At 61.3% G+C, this 23,548-nt stretch carries 23 protein-coding genes, 1 tRNA gene and 1 other RNA gene; 22 read left to right on the plus strand and 3 right to left on the minus strand.

All coding sequences use genetic code 11. The features are described from left to right. Positions 1-8: 8 nt before the first annotated feature. From FB598_RS01760 to FB598_RS01820, 13 genes are all read left to right on the plus strand, one after another. Complete coding sequence (locus FB598_RS01760; RefSeq protein ID WP_141912095.1) at positions 9-422, plus strand: biopolymer transporter ExbD; 414 nt, start codon at positions 9-11, stop codon at positions 420-422. A 5-nt stretch (positions 423-427) separates the two neighbouring features. Continuing rightward, on the plus strand, positions 428-1,138 hold the full coding sequence (locus tag FB598_RS01765; protein ID WP_141912097.1) for a TonB family protein: 711 nt from the start codon (positions 428-430) through the stop codon (positions 1,136-1,138). A 171-nt stretch (positions 1,139-1,309) separates the two neighbouring features. Beyond that, positions 1,310-3,781 carry a TonB-dependent receptor gene (locus FB598_RS01770; RefSeq protein ID WP_141912100.1) on the plus strand — a complete coding sequence of 824 codons (2,472 nt, stop codon included), beginning with the start codon at positions 1,310-1,312 and terminating at the stop codon, positions 3,779-3,781. Positions 3,782-3,843: 62 nt separating this feature from the next. After that, a complete protein-coding gene (locus FB598_RS01775; protein ID WP_141912103.1) occupies positions 3,844-4,500 on the plus strand; it encodes a MotA/TolQ/ExbB proton channel family protein in 657 nt (218 codons plus the stop codon). Between the two features lie 70 nt (positions 4,501-4,570). Further along, complete coding sequence (locus tag FB598_RS01780) at positions 4,571-5,314, plus strand: GntR family transcriptional regulator (RefSeq protein ID WP_255463917.1); 744 nt, start codon at positions 4,571-4,573, stop codon at positions 5,312-5,314. A 20-nt stretch (positions 5,315-5,334) separates the two neighbouring features. Continuing rightward, complete coding sequence (locus FB598_RS01785) at positions 5,335-6,438, plus strand: BMP family protein (protein WP_141912107.1); 1,104 nt, start codon at positions 5,335-5,337, stop codon at positions 6,436-6,438. Then, the gene (locus tag FB598_RS01790) at positions 6,435-8,018 is read left to right on the plus strand and encodes an ABC transporter ATP-binding protein (RefSeq protein WP_141912110.1); all 1,584 of its coding nucleotides are present in this window, start codon (positions 6,435-6,437) and stop codon (positions 8,016-8,018) included. Before FB598_RS01785 ends, FB598_RS01790 begins: the two co-directional genes overlap by 4 nt. Then, a complete protein-coding gene (locus tag FB598_RS01795) occupies positions 8,015-9,148 on the plus strand; it encodes an ABC transporter permease (RefSeq protein ID WP_141912112.1) in 1,134 nt (377 codons plus the stop codon). The genes FB598_RS01790 and FB598_RS01795 overlap by 4 nt, the downstream gene beginning before the upstream one ends. Next, positions 9,138-10,094, plus strand: coding sequence for an ABC transporter permease (locus tag FB598_RS01800; protein ID WP_141912114.1), 957 nt, complete (start codon positions 9,138-9,140; stop codon positions 10,092-10,094). Before FB598_RS01795 ends, FB598_RS01800 begins: the two co-directional genes overlap by 11 nt. 31 nt (positions 10,095-10,125) lie before the next feature. After that, on the plus strand, positions 10,126-11,193 hold the full coding sequence (locus tag FB598_RS01805; RefSeq protein ID WP_255515711.1) for an ADP-ribosylglycohydrolase family protein: 1,068 nt from the start codon (positions 10,126-10,128) through the stop codon (positions 11,191-11,193). Beyond that, positions 11,190-12,131: a carbohydrate kinase family protein gene (locus tag FB598_RS01810; RefSeq protein ID WP_141912116.1), complete on the plus strand. Its 942-nt coding sequence runs from the start codon at positions 11,190-11,192 to the stop codon at positions 12,129-12,131. Before FB598_RS01805 ends, FB598_RS01810 begins: the two co-directional genes overlap by 4 nt. Beyond that, positions 12,128-13,036, plus strand: a complete 909-nt coding sequence (locus tag FB598_RS01815; protein ID WP_183405764.1) for a nucleoside hydrolase — start codon at positions 12,128-12,130, stop codon at positions 13,034-13,036. Before FB598_RS01810 ends, FB598_RS01815 begins: the two co-directional genes overlap by 4 nt. Before the next feature lie 44 nt (positions 13,037-13,080). Then, on the plus strand, positions 13,081-14,238 hold the full coding sequence (locus tag FB598_RS01820) for an esterase-like activity of phytase family protein (protein WP_141912121.1): 1,158 nt from the start codon (positions 13,081-13,083) through the stop codon (positions 14,236-14,238). Positions 14,239-14,369: 131 nt separating this feature from the next. On the opposite strand, the gene ssrA is transcribed toward FB598_RS01820, so the two are convergent. The 3 genes from ssrA to FB598_RS20980 form a co-directional block, all read right to left on the minus strand. After that, positions 14,370-14,709: a transfer-messenger RNA gene (ssrA, locus tag FB598_RS01825) on the minus strand. A 374-nt stretch (positions 14,710-15,083) separates the two neighbouring features. Then, a tRNA-Thr gene (locus FB598_RS01830) sits at positions 15,084-15,159 on the minus strand. Beyond that, complete coding sequence (locus FB598_RS20980; RefSeq protein WP_141913323.1) at positions 15,115-15,393, minus strand: helix-turn-helix domain-containing protein; 279 nt, start codon at positions 15,391-15,393, stop codon at positions 15,115-15,117. Before FB598_RS20980 ends, FB598_RS01830 begins: the two co-directional genes overlap by 45 nt. A 172-nt stretch (positions 15,394-15,565) precedes the next feature. On the opposite strand from FB598_RS20980, the gene FB598_RS01840 reads away from it, so the two are divergent. From FB598_RS01840 to FB598_RS01880, 9 genes are all read left to right on the plus strand, one after another. Then, positions 15,566-15,880 (plus strand): hypothetical protein, encoded by a 315-nt coding sequence (locus tag FB598_RS01840; RefSeq protein ID WP_141912124.1) that lies wholly within the window; start codon positions 15,566-15,568, stop codon positions 15,878-15,880. A gap of 48 nt (positions 15,881-15,928) precedes the next feature. Next, entirely contained in the window at positions 15,929-16,219 is a 291-nt protein-coding gene (locus FB598_RS01845; RefSeq protein WP_141912127.1) for a hypothetical protein, read from the plus strand. Between the two features lie 371 nt (positions 16,220-16,590). After that, positions 16,591-16,812, plus strand: coding sequence for a major capsid protein (locus tag FB598_RS01850; RefSeq protein ID WP_141912129.1), 222 nt, complete (start codon positions 16,591-16,593; stop codon positions 16,810-16,812). Between the two features lie 72 nt (positions 16,813-16,884). Next, positions 16,885-17,142, plus strand: coding sequence for a hypothetical protein (locus tag FB598_RS01855; RefSeq protein ID WP_141912132.1), 258 nt, complete (start codon positions 16,885-16,887; stop codon positions 17,140-17,142). A gap of 4 nt (positions 17,143-17,146) precedes the next feature. Beyond that, positions 17,147-18,589, plus strand: a complete 1,443-nt coding sequence (locus FB598_RS01860; protein ID WP_141912134.1) for a virulence factor TspB C-terminal domain-related protein — start codon at positions 17,147-17,149, stop codon at positions 18,587-18,589. Further along, entirely contained in the window at positions 18,586-18,864 is a 279-nt protein-coding gene (locus tag FB598_RS01865) for a DUF2523 family protein (protein ID WP_141912137.1), read from the plus strand. The genes FB598_RS01860 and FB598_RS01865 overlap by 4 nt, the downstream gene beginning before the upstream one ends. Then, positions 18,864-19,781 (plus strand): zonular occludens toxin domain-containing protein, encoded by a 918-nt coding sequence (locus FB598_RS01870; protein WP_141912139.1) that lies wholly within the window; start codon positions 18,864-18,866, stop codon positions 19,779-19,781. The genes FB598_RS01865 and FB598_RS01870 overlap by 1 nt, the downstream gene beginning before the upstream one ends. Beyond that, the gene (locus tag FB598_RS01875) at positions 19,778-21,163 is read left to right on the plus strand and encodes a type II secretion system protein GspD (RefSeq protein WP_141912142.1); all 1,386 of its coding nucleotides are present in this window, start codon (positions 19,778-19,780) and stop codon (positions 21,161-21,163) included. The genes FB598_RS01870 and FB598_RS01875 overlap by 4 nt, the downstream gene beginning before the upstream one ends. A gap of 179 nt (positions 21,164-21,342) precedes the next feature. After that, complete coding sequence (locus FB598_RS01880) at positions 21,343-23,463, plus strand: hypothetical protein (RefSeq protein ID WP_141912144.1); 2,121 nt, start codon at positions 21,343-21,345, stop codon at positions 23,461-23,463. Positions 23,464-23,548 lie beyond the last annotated feature (85 nt).

Here is a 23,548-nt window from a genome sequence, read left to right on the forward strand (position 1 = left end):
GGGTGGCGATGAGAAGTTGGGGCGAAACCGAAAAACGCAGGGCGCGTATCGAGATCATTCCGATGATCGACGTGATGATGTTCCTGCTGGTGTTCTTCGTGCTGTTGAGCCTGAACGTGATTCCGGCGATGGGGGTGAAGACGTCGCTGCCATCGTCTTCCAGCACCAGCGACCTGCAGACGTTGCACATCGCCCGCATCACGCTGGGCCTGGATGGCGAATTGCAACTGGAGGGGCGAGACATCGCCGCAGGCGCACTGGTGCCGGGCTTGCAGCAGTTGCAGGCCGGCGAACCTGGCAAGAAGCTCACGCTGATCGTCAATGCCGACCAGAAGGTCGAATTCCAGCGCGTGATCGACCTGATGGATACGCTCAAGGGCAATGGCTTCGATGCCATCTCTTTCGTGTCCAGGCGCAAGTGACGACGATGCAGATCCTCTACAGCCAGCGGGACTGGATCGCCATGTTGCCGGCGGCGGGGCTGGTGCTGTTTCTGGCCACGGCCGGCCTGCGCGAGCTCAAGCCGTTGACCCCCAAGGAAGAAACGCCGGTCAAGCTGGAGATCATCGACATGGCCCAGCTGGAGCCGCCCAAGCCGGCGCCGCCGTCTCCTCCTGAACCCGTGCCGCCCAAGCCGCAGGTGCAGCCGGCTCGCCCGCCGGCGCCACCCAAGCCGGCGCCGGCGCCAGAGCCAGCCACATCCACCCCGGCGCCCACGCAGCCGGCAAGCAAGCCGATGCCGGTCGCCCCGACGCCGGCGGCCCCGGTGTCGACCGCACCGACGCCAGCACCAACGCCAGTAACGACGCCAGCACCGGCCGCCCCCAAGGTTGATGTCGATGCCGAATTCATCGGCCGCGTGCGGGCTTACCTCAATTCGGTCAAGCGCTATCCGACCGGACGCGAAGCCAGCCTGCAGCGGCCGCAGGGCACGGTAAAGGTGTGGTTCGTCCTCAGGCGCGATGGATCGGTGGTGGAGATGGGGATCGAAGAGTCATCCAATTCGATGCTGCTGGACCAGGCCGCGCGCAAGAGCATGGGCATGGGAAGTTTTCCGGCCTTTCCAGAGCAGTTCCGGCCGGGGCAGTCGCAACACCGTTTTGTCGTCGATTTGCAGTTCACACCTGCCGGAATCTAGAGCCGCTAAAAAACGCTGCTGGCAAGGCGCGCCGACGCAGGCAGTACGAAGGTGCGGCAAGGAGGCGCAACGCGGCCAGCGGCGTTTTGTTGGTGGTTCTTAGGCATCCGGATCCACACGTCCGCGTATCCGGCGCGGTTACCAAGAACAAACCTATCGGGGAGTAACAACATGAAATTGAAAGTCAAGAAGCTCGCGCTACTGGTGTCGAGCCTGTTTCTGGCGGATGCCACATTGGCCATCGCCCAGGAAACCAGCGATCTCGGCCAGATCACCGTGCAGGGGCAGAACCAGGCGCCTGGCGCCGGCCTGATCCAGCAGGACGACGCGCCCAAGGCGCGCAGCTCGGTCACCCGCGAAGCGATCGAGAAGATGGGATCGACCTCGACCGCGTTCCAGATGATCCAGAACCTGCCAGGGGTGTCGACCTTCGACCAGGATGGCACAGGGCTGTTCGGCGGCACGCTGCGGGTGCGCGGTTATAACGCCAACCAGATGGGGCTGACGCTGGATGGCGCGCCGCTCAACGACTCGCTCAACTACTCGATCAGCATCCAGGAGTTCGCCGATCCCGAGAACACCTGCGATGTGTTCCTGACCCAGGGCAGTGGCGACATGGAAGCGCCGCACGTAGGCGCCAGCGGCGGCAATCTGGGCATCAACACCTGTGATCCGCGCGATACGCTGGGCGGCAAGTTCAATTTCGCTGTGGGCGCCAACAACTACAACAAGCAGTTCGTGCGTATCGATACGGGCAAGTTCGCCGATGGGCGCGCCAAGTTCTTTATCTCGATGTCCAAGGCGTCCGCCGACAAGTTCAAGGGAAGCGGCAGCGCCAGGCGCGAACACGTCGATTCCAAGCTGGTGTTCGACTTCGGCGGCGGCAGCTATTCGAAGCTGGCTTTCTTGTGGAACAGGATGGACAACGCCAACTACCGCGCCGCCAGCAAGGCCGACCTGGCGCGTTTTGGCTATAACTACGAATACGGCACCACGCCGCCCAGGCATCTGACGCCGGTGGCCGGCACGGCACAGAATGAAGCCACTGCCAACGCTGCCATTCTCAACAACTTCCAGGGTTTCAATAACAACCCGTTCGAGAATTACCAGGTGTCGATGGTCAACCACTGGCAACTGTCGCCCAAGGCCAGTCTTGATTTCAATCCCTATTACATCTACGGCTACGGCACCGGCGGCAACCAGTTGATAAGCGTGTCGGAAGCGCGCGGCGCGGGCCTGCTGCATGGCGGCATTGGCGACATCAACGGCGACGGCGACACGCTCGACACTATCCTCGGCTATGGCAGCAACATCAGCCAGACCGATCGCTGGGGCGTCACCACCAAGGTCAACTATCAGTTGGCCAATCACAACCTGTCTGCCGGCCTGTGGTTCGATAGCGGCACCTCCAAGCAATATAGTCCGTTCGTGTCCATCGACAGCAACGGAAACAGTTCCGATTACTGGCTGCGCAATACCAGCGGCTACCTGAAGTATGCAGACGGCACACCCTACAACGCGGCACGAAACTGGAAGACCAAGGTCGACGCGCATACCATTTTCCTGCAGGACAGCTTCACCATGATGAACGATCGCCTCAACGTGCAACTGGGCGTCAAGCGCCAGGAGGTCAAGCGCAATTTCAATAACATCGCCAGCGGACTGACGGCGAATGGCAATGGCGCTGACTATACGGTCGACCAGACCTTTACCAATACGCTGGGCAACCTCGGCTTGCGGCTGCAATTGACCGAAACCCAGTCGGCCTTCTTCAACGCCGGCCAGAATGCCCGCGCGCCGGAAAACAATGCCAATACCGGCCTGGCCCAGACCGCCGCTTCGTCCAATTACACGACATCGATTGTCAATGGCGTGCTGGTGGCCCGCAATGCGGCAGGCGCCGTGATTCCGGTGCGGATCGGCTCGCCTCGCGTGGGCGCCGAGAAGTCCAACAACTTCGATCTGGGATACCGCTACGCGGGTAGCCAGCTGACGTTCTCCGGTTCGCTGTTCTATGTCGATTTCCGCGACCGCATCGCCAGTCAATACGATCCGGCGTCCAACCTGACCACCCAGTTCAACGTCGGCAAGTCCCGCACCTTTGGCCTCGAACTGGAAGCCGGCTACAAGATGAACGGCAACTGGAACCTGTATGGCTCGCTGACCCGTACCGATTCGAGCATGCTTGACGACAAGGTGGCGGTGCGTGCCGCCAACGGTACGGCCACTACCTTGTCGACTTCCGGCAAGAAGATGCCCGATACGCCCGACTGGCTTGGTTCGCTGGCGCTGCAGTACAACAGCGGCCCGTTCTATGCCACCGCGCAGGGACGCTATGTCGGCCGGCGTTACACCACATTGGTCAACGACGATGCCGTGGGCGGCTACACCCTGTTCGATCTCGGGGCAGGCTACCGTTTCAACAAGGCGATGTTCATGCAGAACCCGACCATCCGCTTCCAGCTGTTCAACCTGTTCAGCCGCAAGTACCTGAGCATGAACGGCCCTAGCGGATCGAGCTTCACTACCAATGCCAACGCCACCACCGGCACCAACGGCGCTGCCATTGCTGCGGCGTCGGCGCCAGTGTTCTATACCGGGGCGCCGCGCACCTTCCAGGTTTCGTTCAGCAGCGATTTCTGAGCCGGGCCTGATTTGTCCGATGCGCCGCGCGGTCAGCGGCGCATCCTTTACAAGGAATTCACATGAACGCCATCCAGCTGTTTCACGACCTGACCTTTTATGCGATGTATGCGGCCGCCGCGCTGGCGGTGTTTCTGATCGTCGAACGACAGTTGTTTTTCTGGTTCGGTTCGCGCGATGCCGGAAAACTGCTGCATTCGATGAGCGCGCATACCAATTTCAAGCCGCAACTCGATCCGGCCATGCTGGAACGCAAGACGGTGCCCGTGCAACTGGTGCGCGAAGCGCTGGAGGCGCATGCGGCAGTGTCGGACCAGACCCGGCTGCAAGACTTGGGCGAGGCCATCTACATCGCCGGCAAGTCGCGCGTCAATGCACGCCTGTGGGTGCTCGACACCATCGTCACGGCCGCGCCGCTGCTGGGCCTGGTGGGCACCATCCTGGGCATCATCGATACCTTTTCGGTGTTGGCGTCATCCGGCATCTCGGATCCGTCGGGCGTGTCCAAAGGGATCGGCACGGCGCTCTATGCGACGGCGCTGGGCATTTCCATTGCGCTGTTCGGCCTGCTGTTCTATAACTACCTGCGGGAGTGCGCCGATCGCCTCAACGACCAGCTCAAGGAACTGCTGCTGCGCGCCGCCGGCGTGGTGCATGGCGAAGAACGGGAGAGCCAGACCGGGCGCCCGGAACGGCATCCGATGCAGGCTGTGGGTTGAGATCCTGTCGGGAAGGTCGCGATTTACAATTGGTACGTACCAATGTAATATCCGCGTCATGAAAAAATCTATGGACACCACCGAAGCAGTGCAGCCGCGTTATCGCTGGCTGGCCGATATCATCCGCGACACCATTGACCGCGGCGTGCTCACCGACAACCAGGCCTTGCCGCCCGAGCGCGAACTGGCCGAGCGTTATGAAGTCAGTCGCGACACCGTACGCAAGGCGGTGCGCTTCATGGAAGAGCGCGGCATCATCTACAGCGATCATGGTCGAGGCACGTTCGTGTCGCCGGCGATCGTGCGCGGTACTACCCGTTTCATCGACAGCTTTTCGCAAGATACGGGCAACCGCGGCGGCGTACCCGGCCAGCGTATCCTGGCCATCGAAACTGTCGGCGCCAGCATGGCCATCGCCAACCTGCTCAACCTGGAGCCGGGCACGCCGCTGGTGCGGGTGCGCCGTATCCGCCTGATCGACGATGCGCCGGTGGGCCTGCATGATGCCTACCTGGTGTTGCCGCGCGGCGCCAGGATCAGTCGCAGCCAGATCGAAAAGGCCGGTTCGCTCTACAAGTTGCTGACGGCAGAGTTTGCCTTTGAGCCGGCCGAAGCGGTCGAGAACCTGTGCGCGGGCGCCGCCGATGCCGAGGACGCGCAGTTGCTCGGCATCGGTGCGGGCGACCCGTTGCTGGTGTGCGAGCGCATCACCTTGTCGGATCGCCGCCAGCCGATCGAATACTGCCTGATGAAATACGTCTCCACGTATCGTTACCGTACCCGCATCGCCAAGCATAGCGGCGGCATGAGCTGAAGCGGCCACTCCCGCCATCGATGACACAGACACTGAATATCCTGTTGAAACGCATGGCGTGGGGCATTGCCGCCGTGATCGCGCTGTCGCTGCTGGGGCGCCTGGCCGACCGCGTCGATGCGGGCGCGGGCGGCAGCCGGTTGCGGGCTGTGTTGTTCGTCAACGGTACGCTGGGCGACAAATCGTTCTTCGATTCGGCGGCGGCCGGCATGCGTCAGGCACGCCAGACGTTGCCGGTGACGACCAGGATCGTCGAGGGCGGCGCCGATCCGACCCGTTGGGAATCGGCCCTGGCCGATCTGGCCGATAGCGGCGAGTATGACCTGATCGTCGCGGGCACCTTCACCATGGTGCCTTATGTGCAAAAGCTGGCGGCGCAGTTTCCACGCATGCGCTTCATCGTCTTCGATGCCGCCGTCGATTATGCGCACTGCGCATGCGCCAATGTTCACTCCATCCTGTTTCGCCAGAACGAAGGCGCCTATCTGGCCGGCTATCTGGCTGCAATGCTGCTGCGCGAGCGGGTACTGCCGGGCGCGGCCGCCAATGGCAGCCTGGGCGTTGTCGGCGGCATGCAGTTTCCCGTGATCGAGGACTACATGATCGGTTTTCGGGCCGGCGCCCGCGCCTTCGACCCCGCCATCGTGGTGGCCAGCCAGTATGCCAACGGTTTTTCCGATCCTGCGGCCGGCAAGGACATCGCCAATGCCCAGATGGCCGCGGGCGCGGCCCTGATCTTCCACGCCGCCGGCGCCACCGGGCAGGGCGTCAACGAAGCGGTCAGCCAGGCGCACCGCTATGCCATCGGCGTTGATCTTGACCAGTACGCATTGGCCTACCGCAGCAATCCCCAGCGCGCCGGCGCCATCGTGACATCGGTGATGAAGAACATCGACGTGGCCATCGTCGGCGCGCTGGGCCAGCACTTGCAAGGGCAGCTGCCATGGGGACGCGCCCGCTCGCTGGGGCTGGCAGAAGGCGGGGTCGGTCTGGCGCCGCACTCGCAAGTGATGGACAGTGCGCCTGCCGCCATTGGCGCGCGGCTCGACGCGGTGCGCGCCGATATCGTGGCGGGCAGGCTGCAGATACCCAGCGCCCTGGCGCGAGCGGGGAGTCCCGGGTGAACCACAGTCAGCGCGTCCCTTTGCTTGAGCTGCGGCATGTCTCCAAGGTCTATCCCAACGGTACCCTGGCCAGCGACGATGTCTGCCTGGCGATCCATGCCGGCGAGATCCACGCCATCGTCGGCGAAAACGGCGCCGGCAAGTCAACCGTGATGAAGATGCTCTATGGCCTGGAACAGCCCGGCAGCGGCCAGTTGCGGATGCAGGGCCAGGAACTGCACCTGCCCAATCCGGCGGCGGCCATTGCTGCCGGCATCGGGCTGGTGCCGCAACACCTGCAACTGCTGCCGTCATTCAGCGTGGCCGACAATATCGTGCTGGGCGCGGAGCCCGTGCGTGGCGTTTGCCTCGACCGGCGCGCAGCGGTAGAGCGGGTACGCGCGCTGTCGCGCCATTTCGGGTTGCAAGTCGATCCGCTTGCCAAGGCCGGCAGCCTGGCCATCGGGGTGCAGCAACGGGTCGAGATTCTCAAGGCGCTGTACCGCGGCGCGCGCATCCTGCTGCTGGATGAACCCACGGCGGTATTGGCGGCGCAGGAGGTGCATACCTTGTTCGATTCCTTGCGCAACATGGTGGCCCAAGGGCTGACGGTGGTGCTGATCTCGCACAAGACCGCCGACATCTGCGCCATCGCCGACCGCTTCACGGTATTGCGCCGGGGACGTGTGAGCGGCGCCGGGTCGCTGTGGGATACCACGCCGGCGCAACTGGACCACATGATCGTCGGCACGGCGCCGGCGCCGCTGCCATTGCGCGATCCGGGCGCACGCGCCAGCGTGCCGCTGGTGTCGGTGCGCGCATTGCAGGCGCATGCCCACGGCGGGCATGCAATGGGTCCGCTGTCGTTCGATATCGCGGCCGGTGAAATCCTCGGCATCGCCGGCATCGAAGGCAATGGCCAGGACCTGTTGGCCAGGGTTTTGCTGGGGCAGCATGCAGCGCAGGGCGGGCAGGCCAGTGTCGACGGACGGCGCATTACCGGCCTGGATGTGCGGGCGGTACGCGATTGCGGCGTGGCGGCCATCGCCGAAGACCGTCTGCACGACGGCGTGGCGCCCAACATGAGCATTGCCGACAACGTCATCGCCACGCAATATCACCGGCGTCCGCTGTCGCTGCGCGGCTGGCTGGACCCGGCCGCCATCGGTGCGGCGGCCCGGCAGGTGGTTGAACGCTGCGGTGTGAAAGCGGCATCGCCCGCGGACCTGATCGGAACGCTGTCCGGCGGCAACATGCAAAAGGTGGTGCTGGGGCGCGAGACCGCCAGCGCGCCGCGCCTGCTGATCGCCAGCCAGCCCACCCGCGGCGTCGATATCGGCGCCGCGCGCAGCCTGCAGTCGCAGTTGGCGGCGCTGTGCGAGGCGGGTAGCGCGGTGTTGCTGATCTCGGCCGACCTGGACGAATTGCTGTCGCTGTCGGACCGGGTGGCGGTCATGGCCGGCGGCGAGCTGGTAGCGCACTTTGCCAGCCGCGGCCTGGCGGCCGAAACCCTTGGGCCCTACATGACCGGAACACGCCGGCAAGCCGATGCGGCGGCGACCCTGGATGCGCCCTTTACACCGTCAGGCGTTGCGCCATGACCCCGGCCAATCCGCTCTTGCAGCAGCAGTTGCAACGGCAGGCGCTGGCGCAGCGCTGGCGCCTGCCGTTGGCCTTGCTGGCGTCGCTGGCCGTCGGTTTTATCATCACGCTGGCGGTGAGCGACCAACCGCTGCGGGCGTTCCTGATGCTGTTGACCGGTCCGATGCCGCGCCTGGACTGGAGCGCGGCGGACGGCTGGCAACTGACCCGCATGGTGCGCTTCGGGGCCGTGATCGAAGACGCCATCACGCTGTGCCTGCTTGGCCTAGCGGTGAGCTTGCCGTTTCGGGCGCGCCAGTTCTCGCTGGGCGCGGATGGCCAGCTGTTTCTCGGGGCGCTGGCAGCCACCGCCGCCAGCCTGTGGTGGCCCGGGCCGTGGTATGCGGCGCTGCCGCTGGCGTTTGCCGCCGCCTGCATCACCGGCTTTGCCTGGGGGGCGGTGCCGGGCCTGCTCAAGGTGCGCTTCGACATCAATGAAATCGTCAGCACGCTGATGCTCAATATCATCGCCGTGCAATTCTATCGCTGGGTCGTCACCGACATCCTGCGCGATCCGGCGGCCGGTTTCATCGTCACGCCCATGCTGGCGCCGGGTTTGCAATTGCCGGTGTTGCTGGCCCATACCAACGTCACCGTGATGCTGCTGGCGCTGCCGGCAATGGTATGGCTGGCCTGGGTGCTGTTGATGCGCACCACGCTGGGCTACGAGATCCGCGTGGTGGGCGAGGCGCCGGCCTTTGCCCGCCAGGCCGGGCTGCCGGTACAACGCACCATCTGGCTGTCGATGGCGCTGGGCGGCGCGTTCGCCGCGCTGGCTGGCGTTCATGTCAGCCATGGCTTGCTCAAGCGGCTGCCAGTGGACTTGCCCACCGGGCTTGGCTACGAAGGGCTGCTGGTGGCGCTGCTGGCGCGCAACAATCCGCGTGTGGTGCCGCTGGCGGCGCTGCTGTATGCCTGGTTGCGCACCGGCGCGCTGGCTATGGAACGCAGCACCGACGTCTCGCGCGAGATGGTGCTGGTGATCCAGGCGCTGATGATCCTGTTCGTTGTGTCCGAGCGCATGGGGCCGGCGCTGGCCGGCTTGTGGCTGGACTGGCGCGCCCGACGGGGAGGGCGCCATGGCGCATGAGGCCTGGATGCTGCTGGCGGCCGGACTGTTTCCGGCCATCCTGCGCGCTACTGCGCCCATCTTGCTGGCGGCGCTGGGCGGGCTGGTGTCGGACCTCGCCGGTTGCATTAATGTCGCCCTTGAAGGCTTGATGCTGGTGGCGGCGTTCTTTGCCGTGTTGGTGTCGGTACAGGCGGCACACTGGTTTCCCGGTCTCGCCCCTGTTTTTTATCCCTGGATCGGGTGCGGCGGCGGCTTGCTGGCGGCGCTGCTGATGGCGGGCCTGTTGGCGGTTTTTCATCTGGAGTGGGGCGCCGACCTGATTGTCGCAGGCATCGCCATCAACATCCTCGCGGCTGGCCTGACGGTGTTGCTGATGGCGTCCGTGACCGGCGACAAGGGTTCCACCGCCAGCCTCGACAGCCCGGTGTTGCCCGCTGTGCATGTCCCGGGGCTGCAAGGCTGGCCGGTGCTCGACCTGTTGCTCAATGGCGAGCAGCGGACCGGCCATCACGTGTTGTTGTATGCGGCGCTGCTGGCGATACCTGCGTTGTGGTGGTTCTTGCGCAGGATGCGCTGGGGAGTCTGGCTGCGCGCTGTCGGCGAGAACCCGCTGGCGGCAGCCGCGGCCGGGATCCCGGTCAAGCGCATGCGCTATCTGGCGCTGTTGCTGTCGGGCGTGCTGGCCGGACTGGGCGGCGTCTACCTGAGCCTGGGCTACCTCAGCCTGTTCCAGGCCGACATGACGGCCGGGCGCGGCTTCCTGGCGTTGGCGGCGGTGTTTGTCGGCGCCCGCGCCATGCGCGGCGCGGTGGTCGCTTCGGTGCTGTTCGGCGCCAGTGCGGTGCTGGCCACGCAACTGGGGGCGTCGCGCATCCCGCCGCAATTGATTTACTTGCTGCCGCCACTGGTGACCTTGCTGGCGCTGGCGGTGGCCGGGGTTCGCCGCCGCCGGACAGGCATGTAATGGCAAGCGCAACACATAACTGGAGACGCATGTGAGCAGTATTACCTTGAGGGACCGGATCTTCGCCTCGCTGGCGCTGGCCGGAATGGGAGACGCCCTGGGCGCGCAGACCGAACAATGGAGCATCGAAGAGATCGCCGCTCGCCACGGCGGCCTGGTGACCCGTTTCGGCACGCCGCCCGATGACACCTTTGCCGGCGCCAATGCCGGGCTGCGCGGCGAGGTCACCGACGATGCCAGCCAGATGTACTACCTGGCGCGCGCACTGATCGCGGCCGGCGGCGAGCTCGACTACGATGGATGGGTAGCGTGCCTGCTGGACTGGGCCGCGACCAGCCCCAAGGCCGGATTCATGGGCCCCAGCACGGCCTTGATGGTCAAGGCGTTGCAGGAGGGGGGCGACGTCAACGATGTCGGCATCATCGGCCGCTCGCGGCGCAAGATGACCACCATCGGCATCACCAATGGCGCCGCCATGCGGGTGGCGCCGGCGGGGCTGGTGCACCCGGGCGATATCGAGGGCGCCTGCGCCCAGGCATTGGTCACTTGCCTGCCTTCGCACGATACCGATGTGGCGATCTCGGCCGCCTGTTCGATTGCCGCGGCTGTCGCCCAGGCGCTGGTGGCAGGTGATTTGGCCGAGGTCATCGCGGCGGCGGTGCAGGGCGGGCGCATCGGCGAGCAACTGGCGCGCCAGCAGGCGCGCAGCGTGGCCGGCCCCAATTACCTGGCGCGCCTGGACATGGCCTTGCGCATCGCCGACGAGGCGCATGACGATTACGCGTTCCTGGTCGACATGGAAAAGATGGTCGGCAATTCGGTACTGGCGGCCGAATCGGTGCCGGCCGCGCTGGGTGTGCTGCGCTATGCCCAGGGCGACCCGCTGCGCACCATCGCCCTGTGTTCGTCGATCGGCAACGATACCGATTCCATCGCCACCATGGCCGGGGCAGTGGCCGGCGCCCTGCGCGGTTCGGCGGCATTGCCGGCCGATCTGCTGGACGAATTTCTGCAGGTCAATCGGGCCGACTTCGACCTGGAGCAAATGGCCGATGGCTTGCATCGCATTGCCGTTGCCAATCTCGGGGCATTGCGATGATGGCGGCGTCGCGTCCCTACGACCTGCTGGCCTTTGGCGACCCGGTGGCCGATATCATGCTGCGAGCCGATGCGCTGCCGCCGGCGGGCGGCAAGGCGCTTGGGCAGTCGCTGGGCATCTGGCCCGGCGGCACCACCGCTAACGTCGCCTGCGCCGCCGCGCGCCTGGGACTGCGTTCGGCCCTGTTCGGCCGCACCGGCGATGATGCCTATGCCGCGCTGCTGCGGGGTTCGTTGAGCGATCATGCGGTGGCAACGCAATGGTTGTCGACCGCCGCGCACACGCCTTCGGCCTCGGCCATTGCGGTGCTGGCGCCGTCGGGCGAGAAGTCGATCATCTACCTGCCCATGCCGGTCGCGCCGCTGCGGGACGAGCGCCTGGCGCAGGCCATGGCGCAGGTCCGATGGATGTATGCCATGCCCTATGACTACGACGAGTTCGCGCGCTTGTGCCATCACGCCCGCCAGGCCGGGGTGCGCATCGCCATCGATCTCGAAGCGGCGGTCGCGCCCGACGCCGGGCAGATGCAGCGCCGCGCGGCGCTGGCCGATATCGTCTTCTTCAACGAGGCCGGCTTTTTTGCCGGCACCGGCCAGGCGCCCACGCCGGAGGCGATGCGCCAGGTCCTGGCGCTGGGGCCCAGTGAAGTCGTGGTGACGCTCGGCGCTGACGGCGCCGTGGCGATGGACCATGGCGCGCATGCGCGCCATGCCGCTTTTCCGGCAACGGTGCTGGACACCACGGGCGCCGGCGACAGCTTCAATGCCGCTTACCTGTGCGCCCGGCTGGAGGGGCAGGCGCTGCCCGCGTCGCTGCGCTTTGCTTGCGCCGCGGCCAGCTGTACGGTGGCCGCGCTGGGCGCCCGCGCCGGGCTGCCCGACCGGGACCGGGTGGCGTTGGTGCTGCAACATGGCATGTTGCCAGAGGAGCCTGCGTGAAACCAACCATCATCGACTGCGATCCGGGGATAGACGACGCCCTGGCGCTGCTGCTGGCCGCCGGCAGCCCCGAACTCGGTTTGCTGGCCGTCACCACGGTGGCCGGCAATCGTCCGGCGCCGATCACGGCCCGCAATGCCCGCAAGATCCTCGACCTGGCCGGGCGCGTGGCGGTGCCGGTCCATGCCGGCGCCGAACGACCCTTGATGGGTGGGGATGCGCGTTGCAACCTGGTGCATGGCGAGGATGGGCTCGGTGGCGTGCCGCTGGACGAGCCCGGCGCGATTGCCGCCGGCCATGCCGCCGTCGCGCTGGTGGACATACTGCGGCAACATTCGCCCGCTAGTATCGACCTGGTGGCCATGGGGCCGTTGACCAACCTGGCGCTGGCTGAGTTGCTCTCGCCCGGAATCTTGCGGCGGGCCGGCCGTCTGGCGATCATGGGCGGCGCCTTGCGGGTGCCGGGCAATATCACGCCGGCGGCGGAATTCAACTTCTATGCCGATCCGCTGGCGGCCGACATCGTCATGCGCAGTGGCGCGCCGATTACGCTGTTCGCGCTGGATGTGACGCACCAGGCCATCATGAGCGGGCCATGGATCGCCTCGTTTTCGGATCTGGATAGCCGCAGCGGCAGGGCCGCCGCCGCCATGCTGCAGGCCTACGCCGCGATGGACCCGTTGCTGCACGATGTCTGCCCGGTGGCTTACCTGTTGCGCGAGCAGTTGTTCAGCCTGGAAGCCTGCCGGGTGGAGGTGGATTTTCGTGCCGGGCCCGACGAGGGGAAGGCGCTGGCCCATTTCGGCGTCGCCGCCGGCCCGGGTCCGGTGCTGCAAGCCGCCACGGGTGTCGATAATCCGGCATTGCTGGCGCTGGTATTGGAGCGCATTGCCACTTTGCCCTGATGGTGTTTGTCTTCTGGTGTTTGTCTTCTTTTGACGAGTTTTTTATGAAACGCTCTTACTGGTGCATGCGCTTGTTGCTCATGGCGTCCTGCCTTTGGTTGGCGGCCTGCGCGCAGATGGCGCCACACGAGACGCAAGCTGCCCATCGTGTCGGCAGCTTGCGCTTTCTGGGTGAGCAGCGCATTGCGCTGAACCAGCCATTTCGCGGCACCGTCATCGGTGGCCTGTCGGGTATCGACTACGATGCCGCCACCGATACCTGGGTGGCGCAAAGCGATGATCGCTCCGAGATCAGCCCGGCCCGCTTCTACGTGCTGCGCTTGCAATACGACCTGGCCGGTTTTCATCGCCTGGCGGTGGAAGACGTGAGGTTCTTCAGGCAGCCCGATGGCTCGCTCTATCCTGGCAAGGCCGACTGGCCCGGGCGGGCAGGGGATATCCCCGATCTCGAATCGATCCGTATCGATCCCCGCGACGCCAGCATCTGGTACGCCAGCGAGGGTAGCCGGCCGCACGGCATGTCGCCATTCGTGCGGCGGGCCGACCGCAACGGCAATTTCCTTGCGCACTTTCCGGTAGGCAGCATGTTCGACGTTCATCCCGGGCAGCGACTGGGTTCGCGCAACAACCTGTCGTTCGAGGGAATCAGCTTTTCATCCGATGGCCGCGACCTGTGGCTGGGCATGGAGGGTCCCTTGTACCAGGATGGCGCGCCGGCCAGTCGGGAGCAGGGAGCGCCGGTGCGCATCAGTCGTTACGGCCGCGATGGCGTCCTGCTGGCGCAGTACGCCTATATGCTCGACGCTATCCGTTTCGCCCCGGGCGGGCGCTATGCCGACAACGGCTTGTCCGAAATCCTGGCGGTGGACGACCGGCGGCTGCTGGCGCTGGAACGCTCTGGCGTGCAGGGCAGCGACGGGGTGTTCAAGTTTCATATCCGGCTCTACGAGATGGACGTCAGCCAGGCCAGCGATATTGGCCGGATACCATCATTGGAGACGGCCACCGATGTGACCCCCGCGGCCAAGCGCCTGGTGCTGGACTTCGACACGCTGGGCATCGACAAGGTAGACAACCTGGAAGGCGTGGCATGGGGGCCGAAGCTGGCCAACGGTCACGATAGCCTGGTGTTTATTTCGGATAACAATTTCCAGCCTTCGCAAGTCACCCAGGTCCTGGTGTTCGAGGTGTTGCCGCCCTGAGTTTCAAGGCCCTGCGAAGGCGGGCCGGGAGCTTTAACGTGCCCCCAGTCTACAGGTGGCGCCCTCTACGGTTGCCGACTATGGAGACTTCCGAAGCCCCCGCTTGCGCTCGACATTTCTCTCGCTGCTAACGACAGAGTAGGTCCGGCCTTTCTGTTCACAAGCCTTCTTTCGAAGGGGCCGGAAACTCGGCTAACGGGTCTTAGGAGTAAGTACCGTAGGCAAGGAATTGCGAGTCATTTGCAATTGTGGTTGTGCGCAATTAACGTCGGTCGCCTGACGTGATGTATCTCGGGTTACTGGCTACCCTGTCGAAACCAGGTCACCCCCACCGAATGGCACCGGCCCGTCAGGCCAGCCAAGGCATCGCGATGCCATCGGGTGGAGGTGGGGGGAATCGAACCCCCGTCCAGGACACTGTTGGCCCTCGAGTGCGCGACGCATGTCGCCTACACCAATATCGATGAGTGGAGCGGCATGCGCGCCGGTTCCATCCTTGGCTTCGATTCAAGACGATTCAACGCGATTGGTTGGGATCTTAGGCTGCCATTGCCGAGTGTCGGCTAGTGGGTCAGGTCTGCTCGCTTATTCGCAACCTATACTGGAAATTGACGGAGAAAACCGTTACCTAAAGCCCGTTGCTACTCAACATGGGGAGACGTCGGGGTTACATGCACGCGGAAAATAAAAAGCCAATTCCGAAGAATCGGCTTAAGTGCTTGATTTCATTGGTGCGATGGGCAGAATCGAATTTAATCCTTAAATTCTTGCTGTAAATGGGTTTTTGTATCTGGGGTTGCGGAGAAAAAAAAAGCGGCCTGCATCGCTGCAAGCCGCTTCTGTTTTGGTGCTGATGGGCGGAATCGAACCGTCGACCTACTGATTACGAATCAGTTGCTCTACCGACTGAGCTACATCAGCGGAAAGTCCGCGATTATAGCCCTTTCTTGCCTCCTCTTCTAGTGCTAACGACTCCAGCATCTCTTCGGCACTGATTCCAGCAGCTTGCGCGAGGGCTTTTGCTGCCTTGAAGCTTGGCAAACGCTCACCCCGTGCGTACTTGTCCAGCGTTTGCTGCGGGATGCCCCATTGTTTCGCAAGCGAATTCACCGACTTGCCGTCCAAGGCCAATTTCAAAATTTCTGTATAGCTCATCGATTTTCCTCTTGCAAATATACCTCGAACGGAGTAATCTTGGATTACCCTGTGTGGAGTAGCATGTTTTGGCGTTACTCCGAATGGATAAACATTATCTATACAAACTCTATACAAGTAAACATTTTCAGAACGGCAACTAAACGCTTCATTAACATCGAAAGGAACTGCTATGTCCGCAATCGTGAACTCTCATCTGATTGATATCGTCGCCGTCGCTCATGCTTCTGGCATCAGCCGTAAAACCGGGCAGCCCTGGGATATGTACCGCGCGCAGTGCGTCGTGACCGGCCCCGATAAGGGCGTGCGCATCGGTCAACTTCTGTTGCCGAATACGCTGAAAGAAACTCGTCCGGGCAAGTATTTGGCTGAAATTGGCCTTGATGTGAACTGGGAATGCGAAGTGGTGCCGGTCGTCATTGGGCTGCATCCCTATGGGGCAAAGCCCACTGGGAAAGAAGCAGCAGGAGAGGCGGCAAAGGCGTAATCAACCGCAGCGGGTCGTTTTGCCCACTGCTCCTTTTAGGAGGCTTAGGTGCTCAACATTGATAGGAAACATCTGATTCAAATTTTGGAGGTCCGTAGCGTCGTTGCTACCAATTCCAAAACTGGATTGCCGTTCGATTCGCTACGTGCGGAGTGCGTGGTGAGTGGTTTTGAGGATGGCGAAAGACGTGGAGAGATGATTCTGGCTGCTGGTCTGAAAACGGCCCAGTCAGGATTCTACTTTGCCCATATTGAGCTGGAAGTTACTCATGATCGGATCGTGGTGCCGCGCATCCTCTCTCTTATTCCAGCCGGCAAGATCGAGACGGACGAGGAATGAAGCAACCGGCGGGTAAGTTCACGATGGACATGTTCGGAGCGAAGCGTCATGGGCGTCCACCAACTCTGGCTCCTAAATCCAATGTGCAAACTCAGCGCGAGTTCCGGCAACGGCCAGTCCAATTGCTTCAATACCGGGGTGCAGAACGGAAAATCGAATGCAGGGAAGTGACGTGAAAATCGCCGTGAGGGTGGCGTGCGTCTTTTCCCTGTTCATCGGTTACATCAGCAGTCTGCTCGTCAAATTAGCACTGGCCGCTCTCGGTATAAACCTGGTGTCGGCGATACCGCCTGACCTATTCAGAAAGTTCGTCGTTCTCACTTGGCCCACGGGAACGATGTTTGATGGGGCCGTAACCTAGAGGAGATTAGATGAAGAGTTGGATCAACAAAGCGGCGGTAGCCGCAGGTGCCGCAGGCGTGTCAACGGTAGCGTTTGCGGCGGGTGACGCAGCGCCGACAGTGGATGTGACGAGTGCTGTTACATCGCTCACTGGCGTAGGCGTGTCCCTCGTGACCATTGGCGCGGCGGTGCTCAGTGTCGTGGTGGTGGCGTGGGGCTATCGCACGGTCAAGGGTTTTATTGGCCGTTAATCGGTGGTGTGAGAAGGAGCAAGGCGTCTGGGTAACTAGACGCCTTTTTTCTGAGTGGGGGTGTGGATGGCGATGTCGGGAATCGTATGCGGGCCGGGTGGCGTGGATGGCGTGACGTATGCCTACGTCAATGCGCAGCAGGTGAGCTGCGGCAACGATTCGAACGGCAACACGCTGTACGTGCAAGTTTCGACGCTGGCCGGCGATCAACCGGTGCCGGGTGGCGAGTTGGTTGGTTTGCAAATCGGCGGGGCGATGCTCGGGGTGCTGGCGGTGGCGTGGGGCGTCAGGGTGATCCGCGATTTTCTGAATTCGACAGGAGAGACGTAATGACATGGTTTTACGAATGTGTGGCGATTGTGGTTGCGACGTGCTGGCTTGTCGGTTTCATCCTGTTTGGTTGAGCGCCATGTGTAAAAAAATCGTAATGGCATTTGCCTTAGTAGCGATGCTGGTGCAACAGCAGGCCGCACAAGCGCAGGTAGCGCAGTGGGTCGAACCCGTCTTTGGTGGGGCGATGAATCGACTTGTGGCGCGGGCGGTCAGGTCAAATCTTGCGCGTCGCGCAGTGGACGTTGCTGCGAATGATGCCAAGTTTCTTCGCACGGCGAATTTTATCGGTGACGCAGCTAACGATGCGAGTTTCATAGCGGGTACGGCGGCAACGTTGTTCGGTGCGCCCGTATGGGCGAGTGCGCTGATTGGTTTAGGTGCGCTTGCCGTGGTGGGCGGAGTAGGCTGGGGGATTTATACGCTGACGCAAACCGGAACACCACAAAAACCGCAATTCAAGTTGACACCGAAAGAACCGACCGAGCCGATTGACCCCGGATCGTGGACCAATTTTGAAGAGCGCGCTGTTCCTGCGCAGTTCAAGTATTACACACGGCATTGGCGCAATTCCTATGGGGTAGCCGGGTGCGTGGATGAATCAGATTGTGCCGCTCAGTATGCGAGGCAGTGGCTTGCCGATCCTGATTTTTTCCCAAAAGACGAATATCGCAAGATGACTTACCAGGTGAGTGTGTATTCGACTGGTACGTATCAAATCGACGTTTCAGGAGAAACATTGGCGATTGATTCGGATGGAGAGCAATTGGGGTGGTATCCCTATGAGAAAACGGGCTTTGCTAGCATCCGGCGCAATTTCGCTTACATCGGCGAACAGGAAGGCGATCTCAAGGATTTGCGGCTGGCGCCGGGGATGTTGCGGGAACCGGTTCCGCCAGGGTTGTTAGCGACGGTAGTCGATAAGCTTTGGGAACGAGCGGCCGCACAACCGGATTATGACGGGCTGCCCTATGAAGCTGCCAATCCGGTGTCGGAGGCGGATATCGCATCTGCGGCGCCGATGTTGTCTTGGAATGACGTAGTCCAAGAGCGTATTTCGCCGGAGGGTTCGAAAATCATTCCGATTGGTATCAATGTGAATCGCAATTCCTGGCCCGATCCTGATCCTAGACCTGATCCAACTCCAACGCCCAGTCCCGGATTGTGCAAGTTGTTCCCCTTCATTTCGGCATGCGCGCCGCTGGGCGATCCGCCGCCCGATACGCCTGCGCTTCCGTCGAGCTCAACCGAGGTGTCGATGACGCCTTGGAAGATCGGGCCTGCCAATGGCGCATGTCCCGCTCCAAAGGTCGTCACAATCCTCGACAAGGACTATTCATTTTCCTTCGATCCGCTCTGCTCGGTCGTGCGTGACCTGCGGCCATTGGTGCTGGCACTGTGCGCGCTAGGCGCCGTGCTGATCGTTGCCCTGGGAGTGGCGGCATGACCTGGGCATCATGGCTGTTGAGTCTGGTCGGCCCGTTGATCGTTCGGGCCTTGATCGCGCTGGGCGTCGGTGTACTGACCGTAGGCGGCATCGATCTGGCCGTGAATCAGGCCATGGGCTGGCTCACCGCATCGGTGGGTGGCTTACCGGTCGATCTGGCCAACGTGCTGGCGCTGGGCGGCATCTTTCAGGGGTTGGGCTACATCGGCGGCGGCATCAGTGCACGTGTCGCGTTGGCAGGTGCGTCTGGCTTCAAGAAATTCTTTATCAAATAATGGCAATCACACTCGTTACCGGAGTGCCGGGAAGCGGCAAGACCTTGTGGGCGGTCTCGTCGTTACAGAAAGAAGTCAAGGCCGGGCGGCGGGTCATTGTCAACGGCATCCGCGATCTGGTGATCGATCACGAACCCGTCGATGACGATTGGATTCGGGAATGGCATCGGCATTGCCAACCGAACGATCTGATCGTGATCGATGAAGTGCAGCGTATCTGGCCCAATGTTTCCTCCTCAGTAAAGCCGACCGAGGCCATCGAGCAACTGCACGTACATCGCCACTTTGGCGTGGACATGATCGTCATTACGCAGCATCCGAACCGGATGAATAAGACCATCCGCGATTTGGTCGGGCATCACGTGCACGTGCGGCGCTTGTTCGGTGGGAATCGGGCGATGCTGTACCAATGGGATCACGCACATAACCCCAATAGCGGCTTGCGCGATGCGGTCAAGACGCCATGGCGCTACCCCAAGAACGTGTTCGATCTGTACACCAGCGCCGAGCTGCACACCAAGCCCAAGGCGGTGATCCCGAAAGCGCTGTTCATCATCCCGATTGCATTGGTCGTGGCCGTGACGATGGCGTGGCAGGGATTTAATAGCGTCTCGACGGGCTTCGGCGTCGTGGGTGGTGCTGGATCGCTGGAGGCTGTTTCTGGGGCTTCTGGTGGCACAGGAACCGGGCAGGCCGGGACGGACAAGAGCAAGGCATCCGGTACATGGCGGGTAGCGGGCCAGTACGCCATCGATGGGCGCGGGTATGTGCTGCTGACGGATTCACAAGGGCGCTTGCGGCGCGAATCTGCACAAGGTTTCCGGGGTGAGACGCTGGGCGTCACGGGTGTGGTTGACGGTGAGCGGGTGACCACTTGGACCGGGGCGGGCAAGAACGCAATGGAGGTAGGTAAATGAAACGGTTGATCGGGGTAGTGTGCGGAGTTTGGGTGGCGTGTTCGGTCATGGCAGCGGACGTGCCGCCGTTACCTCAGGGATCAAATACAGCGGTTCCGGCCCTGCCGGTGCTGACGCCCACCGCAATCGAGGCTGCGCCCATGTCCCCATTGAAGCCGCTGCACCGCATGAAGAGCGGCGCGTTCGATCTGCGTTATGTCAGCGTCGGCCAACTAGTGGATTTGCTATACGGCGACGCGATGCGCACGCCTCACGTGATCGACTCAGACGTTTTACAAGACACGCGGCTGGTGTCGTTCAACTATGACGCCACCGCGGGCGATTTACGTGCGTTCGTGAAGGTGTTCCTTGATTCGCAAGGGTTCAAGGTCGAAACACGCGACGGCGTAGATTTCGTGTCAAAGAAACCCGCTAATGAAGGCGAACCAGTGGATCGGGAAACCTTCGTGTATCGGCCTCGCTACCGCACGACTGCGTACTTGGCCAAGGCGCTACAGCCGTTGTTTGCTGGGCGTTTTAATGCGTCGGATACAGTAGTCGGAATGCTGCCCGCCTCGGATGCGGTGCCGCCTTCAGCAGAAACACCTGACGCAGCGGCCTCGGCTGATTTACTCCGCCTCCCTCAAGACAAACTGTCGCAGGCCGATGAGCTGGTGTTCACCGGTAAAGCTTCGGAAGTGCGTGACCTGGTCAAGCTGCTACCCGAACTGGATCAAAAGCCGGGAGAAGTAATGGTGCGTGGCTGGGTGTTCGAGGTCAGCAACACGGCCGACAAGAACTCGGCGTTTTCTCTGGTGGCGAAGCTATTTAACGGCGTGGGCGGTTCGTTGTCGGCCACGAACGGGCCAACGGATACCGATCCGACTGCGCTGCGGTTCTCGTCCAGTTCTCTGAATTTTGTGATTTCGGCGCTCAACGCTGATACGCGATTCACGCAAATCAGCGATCCGCATGTCCGGGTACTGTCGGGCGACCGCGTGCGGCTCAATGTCGGCTCGCAGGTGCCGACGCTCGGCAGTATCAGCTATCAGGGGCAGGGCGGGACGCCGGTGCAATCGGTGCAGTATCAGGATGCAGGATTAATCTTCGATGTGCGGCCAACCGTCATGGCCGATGCGATTCAGGTCGAGTTGCAAGAACAAATGTCGAGTTTCGTGGCGACGACAACGGGCGTGAATAATTCGCCGACGAAGAACACGCGGCAGATGCAAACGACGGTGAGTATGAAAGACGGCGAAGTCATCGTGTTGGGTGGTCTGGTGCAGGACACGGATGCAGCGACCAGGAATAGCCCCGGCTGGCTGCCACGCTTCCTCGACGGGCATAGCGCATCGAAGGGGCGTACGGAAGTGCTATTGGTGTTGCAGGTGCTGAGGCTTTAACGTGACAACGTGCCTCAACACGTCAATACAAAACACAAGATTTGAGCGAAATATGAAAGCTGGTAGGCATCTTATTTTATAGGATGGGGGGGATGCCCCCTCTGTTACTCAAAGATGGATGGGGAAATTTTGATCAATAAAAAACAAGCTGTGTAGTGAGCACGGCGTCAGGAGCGAGTGTGTATTTTTCCGCCATTCCAATTCCCCAATTTCCAAGCCCAACATACGCGCCCAATCATGGAACGTTGCCGACAGTGGCGGGAGCTTCCTCTTCGCACATGTCTCTTGCGCAGAACGTACGCGATGTGAACTCCGTCCCGCTGGGCATTGAACCGTTGTATTTCCAGCCAGGGTCACAACAACGTGGGGAAGATCTTTTTGCGCAGTGGATGTCTCAGCAATCTGAGATGTCAGCGCAACGCCCGTCACCGCCAGAAACACCTCCAGTCATTAAAGCCGCCCTCCAAGGAGTGCCACCTCCCGAGATGAGAAAGCAGAGTGCAGACAATACGGAGAATGCGCCACTCATTCTTCCGCCTGTAAAAATTCCCAAAAGGAATACTGTTATCAGCATTGACCTGTTACGGAAAGTGCAGGCCAACCCAGGGCTAATTAAAAAAGCAGGTGGCTTCGATGAGTTTGCTGCGCAGGAGCGCGTTATGCCTGAAAAATTGGCCTCTTATTTAACTCCAGATGGCGACCTGACGGAGAAAGCCAAGAATCGAATCCACCTGGCGGATGGCTTCGCTTTTGTTCACGTCAGTACTGCACTACTACAGAAAGTGCGGGACAACCCAGGGCTGATTCAAAAAGCAGGTGGCCTCGCTGAATTTGCTGCGCAGGAGCGCGTTATGTATGCAACATTGGTTACTTATTTGGATTCAAATGGCAACCTGATGCAGCCAGGCCTAGATCTGCTCAACAGTGCAAACAGGGCTGGTACTTCGAAAGGCTCACTCGCTGCGCATTCCGCCCCGTTTCGACTGAAGAGCGTGGCGCCATTGCCAGAAACGCGGGAAATGTTGCGTGATGTTTTACCGGAGTGCCAGTCTCCTGAACTCTCGACGTTAGCACAACGGCCGGCACGGACAGAAACGCCTCAGGTCATTAAAGATGCCCTGAAAGGAGTGCCACCTCCCGAGATGAGCAAGCGGAGCGCAGACAATACGAAGAATGCGCGACTCATGCTTCCGCCTGTAAAAATTTCCAAAAGGAATGCTGCTATCAACATTGATCTAATGCGGAAAGTGGAGGCCAATCCAGGGCTAATTCAAAAAGCAGGTGGCTTGAATAACTTTGCTGCGCGACTGGAGAACGTGGCGCCATTGCCAGAAACACGGAAAATGTTGCGTGATGTTTTACCGGAATGCCAGTCTCCTGAACTCTCGGCGTTAGCACAACGACCGGCACGGACAGAAACGCCTCAGGTCATTAAAGATGCCCTGAAAGGAGTGCCACCGCCCAAGATGAGAAAGCGGAGCGCAGACAATACGGAGAATGCGCAACTCATGCTTTCGCCTGTAAAAATTTCCAAAAGGTATGCTGCTATCAACATTGATCTAATACGGAAAGTGGAGGCCAATCCAGGACTAATTCAAGACGCAGGTGGCTTGAAGAACTTTGCTGCGCAAGAGGGCGTCAGATATAAATCATTGTGCAATTATTTCAGTGCCGATGGCACTTTGAGGCCGCCAGCCAAGGATCGACTCAAAAAGGCGAACGGATCGCATTTTCTCCCTATCACTATCGACCTGCTACGGAAAGTGGAGGCCAACCCAGGACTAATTCAAGACGCAGGTGGCTTGGCGAACTTTGCTGTACAAGAGCGCGTCAATTATAAAACATTGACCACTTATTTCAATGCTGATGGCCGTCTGAGGCCGCTAGCCAGGAGTCGACTCAAAAAGGCGAACGGATCGCATTTTCCTCCTGTCACTATCGACCTGCTACGGAAAGTGGAGGCCAATCCAGGGCTAATTAAAAAGGCAGGTGGCTTGGATAACTTTGCTGCGCAGGAGAACGTCTCGTATATTGCATTGACCGCTTATTTCACTGCAGATGGCAGTCTGAAGCCGCACGCTAGGAATCGACTCGACACGGCGAACGGATCGCATTTTCTCCCTATCACTATCGACCTGCTACGGAAAGTGGAGGCCAATCCAGGGCTAATTAAAAAGGCAGGTGGCTTGGCGAACTTTGCTGCGCAAGAGCGCGTCACGTATAAATCATTGGGCAATTATTTGACGACCAATGGAAAAATGAGGCCGCGAGCCAAGAATCGGATCGAGCGGGCGAGCTAGGGGTACGTATATCGTTCTCGCTCCCCGTTTGGGGGCATCGTCGTGATTGGTAGGCTTACCGAGAACCGAGAGAGTGACGGGCATG

This window comes from Herbaspirillum sp. SJZ106, from assembly GCF_006715495.1.
Classification (GTDB): domain Bacteria; phylum Pseudomonadota; class Gammaproteobacteria; order Burkholderiales; family Burkholderiaceae_D; genus Herbaspirillum.